General features: G+C 70.8%; 1 protein-coding gene. It reads left to right on the forward strand.

Translation table 11 applies throughout. The annotated features are described in order from the left end of the window. On the forward strand, positions 1-3,019 hold a 3,019-nt coding region (locus tag VN856_RS17505), incomplete at both ends, for a cation-translocating P-type ATPase (RefSeq protein WP_325691231.1).

A 3,019-nucleotide genomic window follows, 5' to 3' on the forward strand; every position in this document is an offset into this window, starting at 1 on the left:
GTCGCGCTGGACGATCCGAAGGCGGCAACGCCGTGGAGCGCCGACATCATCACCGGGACCGATCTGGCCGCCGCGGTGCGGATCCTGTCGGCGCTGCCGGCCGCACGTCAGGCCAGCGAGTCGTCGGTCAACCTCGCCAAGGGCGGGACCACCCTGGCCGGGCTGCTGCTGGTCACCGGTAATCCGCAGACGCCGACGAGCCGGCTGGACGTTCGCCGCTGGCTCAACCCGGTCAACGCGGCCGCCGCCAGCGCGATTGTCTCCGGGGCGTTTTCGGCCAGCAAGGTGCTGCGCCAACCCGATCCAACGCCGCAGCCGCTGACTGCCTGGCACGCACTCGACCCGGAAATCGTCTACGCCCGGTTGGCCGGCCGCGCCCGGCCACTGGACGTCGAGCCCGGCATGCCGGGCTGGCGACGTGTGCTCGAGGACCTGTCCTACAGCCCGGTGGTGTCGCCGCTGCGCGGGCCGGCACGTCAGGCCGGCAAGCTGCTGTCGGCGACGCGGGCCGAGCTCGCCGATCCGCTCACTCCGATCCTGGCCGTCGGCGCTGCCGCGTCAGCGATCATGGGCAGCAACGTCGACGCGCTTCTGGTCGGTGGCGTGATGGCCGTCAACGCGTTGACCGGCGGCGCGCAACGGCTACGGGCCGATGCCGCGGCCGCCGAATTGTTCGCCGAGCAGGACCAACTCGCGCGTCGGGTCGTGGTGCCGACGGTGGCGACCGCCCGACGACGGCTGGAGGCAGCCCGCAACGCCGAACGCACGGTCACGGTGTCCGCCACTGCATTGCGACCCGGCGACGTCATCGACTTGGCGGCTCCCGACGTGGTGCCCGCCGATGCCCGTCTGCTGGTGGCCGAGGATCTCGAGGTCGACGAATCTCTGCTCACCGGTGAGTCGTTGCCGGTCGACAAGCAGGTCGATCCGGTCGCGGCCGCCGACACCGAACGGGCCAGCATGCTGTTCGAGGGCAGCACGATCGTTGCCGGGCATGCCCGGGCGATCGTGGTGGCCACCGGTGTGGGCACCGCGGCGCACCGCGCGATCTCAGCCGTCATCGACGTCGAGTCGTCGGCCGGCGTGCAGGCACGGCTGCGCGAGCTGACCGGCAAGGTGCTTCCGCTGACGCTGGCCGGTGGAGCCGCGGTGACCGGTCTGGCGTTGCTGCGGCGGGCGTCGTTGCGTCAGGCCGTCGCTGACGGCGTCGCGATCGCTGTGGCGGCCGTGCCCGAGGGTCTTCCATTGGTGGCGACGCTGTCTCAACTCTCCGCCGCTCAGCGGCTGTCGACCCGCGGCGTGCTGGTCCGAGCCCCCCGCACCATCGAGGCGCTCGGTCGCGTCGACACGGTCTGCTTCGACAAGACCGGCACGCTCACCGAAAACCGCCTGCGCCTGGTGTGTTCGGTACCGGCGGCGACCGATCCGCACGGCCCCATCCCCGGCGTCGCCGAACCGGCGGCCGCCCGGGTTCTGCAGGCCGCCGCGCGCGCCACCACCCAACCGCACGAGGCCCAGGGCCATGCCCACGCCACCGACGAGGCAATCGTCAAAGCTGCGGCGTCGCTCAAAGACGATGTCGAGTGGAACCTGCTCGCCGAGGTACCGTTCGAATCCAGCCGCGGCTTCGCCGCGTCGATCGGCACGCTCAGCGCGGATCCGACAAAGCCGTTGCTGATGCTCAAAGGCGCCCCGGAAGTCATCCTGCCGCGCTGCCGGTTCAACGACCCGCAGGCCGATCAGGACCACGCGGAGTCGCTGGTGCACAACCTCGCCGAGCAAGGCTTGCGGGTGCTGGCGGTGGCCAAGCGCAGCTGGATACACGACACCGAAGACGACGACGACACCGATGCCGATGCCGTCGACGCCGCCGCCCACGATCTCGAGTTGATCGGCTACGTCGGCTTGGCGGACACCGCACGACCGTCAGCGCGCCCGTTGATCGAAGCGCTGTTGGAAGTCGGCCGCGATGTCGTGCTGATCACCGGCGACCACCCAGTAACCGCGCGGGCGATCGCCCGTCAGCTGGGGCTACCCGCCGATGCCCGGGTGGTCACCGGCGCCGACCTCAACGGCCTCGACGAGGACGCGTCCGCCAAGCTGGCCGCCGATGTGCAGGTGTTCGCGCGGGTCAGCCCGGAGCAGAAGGTGCAGATCGTCGGCGCGCTGCAGCGCTGCGGACGAGTGACGGCGATGGTCGGCGACGGAGCCAACGACGCCGCCGCGATCCGGATGGCCGACGTGGGTATCGGGGTGAGCGGTCGCGGTTCGTCGGCCGCCCGCGGCGCCGCCGACATCGTGTTGACCGACGACGACCTGACCGTGTTGCTCGACACCCTGGTCGAGGGCCGCGGCATGTGGGCCGGTGTGCGCGACGCGGTGACGATCCTGGTTGGCGGAAACGTCGGCGAGGTGCTGTTCACCATCATCGGCACCGCCCTGGGCACTGGTCGGGCGCCCGTAGGCACCCGCCAACTGCTGCTGGTGAACCTGTTGACCGACATGTTCCCGGCGTTGGCGGTCGCCGTCACCCCGCAGTTCGAAGAACCCGACGCCGACGAATACGACACTGAGGAAGAGGCCTTCGAGGCCCGCCGCGCCTATCAGCAGTCGGTGCTGACCGGACCGACGCCGTCGCTGGATGTTCCGCTCATGCGTCAGATCGTCACCCGTGGGGCCGTCACTGCTGCCGGCGCGACCGCGGCCTGGGCCATCGGCCGCTGGACTCCTGGCACTGAAAGGCGCACCTCGACAATGGGATTGACCGCTCTGGTGACGACGCAGCTGGCGCAGACGCTGCTCACCCGGCGGCACAGCCCGCTCGTCGTCGCGACGGCGCTGGGCAGTTCGGCGGTGCTGGTGGCGATTGTCCAGACGCCGGGCGTCAGCCACTTCTTCGGCTGTACGCCGCTGGGGCCGGTCGCCTGGACGGGTGTCGTGGGCGCAACCGCGGCGGCCACCGGGCTATCGGTGCTCGCACCCAACTGGTTGGCCAAGACCGCGGGAATGGTGCAGCCCG

It is taken from the genome of Mycobacterium sp., assembly GCF_035603715.1.
Taxonomy (GTDB): Bacteria; Actinomycetota; Actinomycetes; order Mycobacteriales; family Mycobacteriaceae; genus Mycobacterium.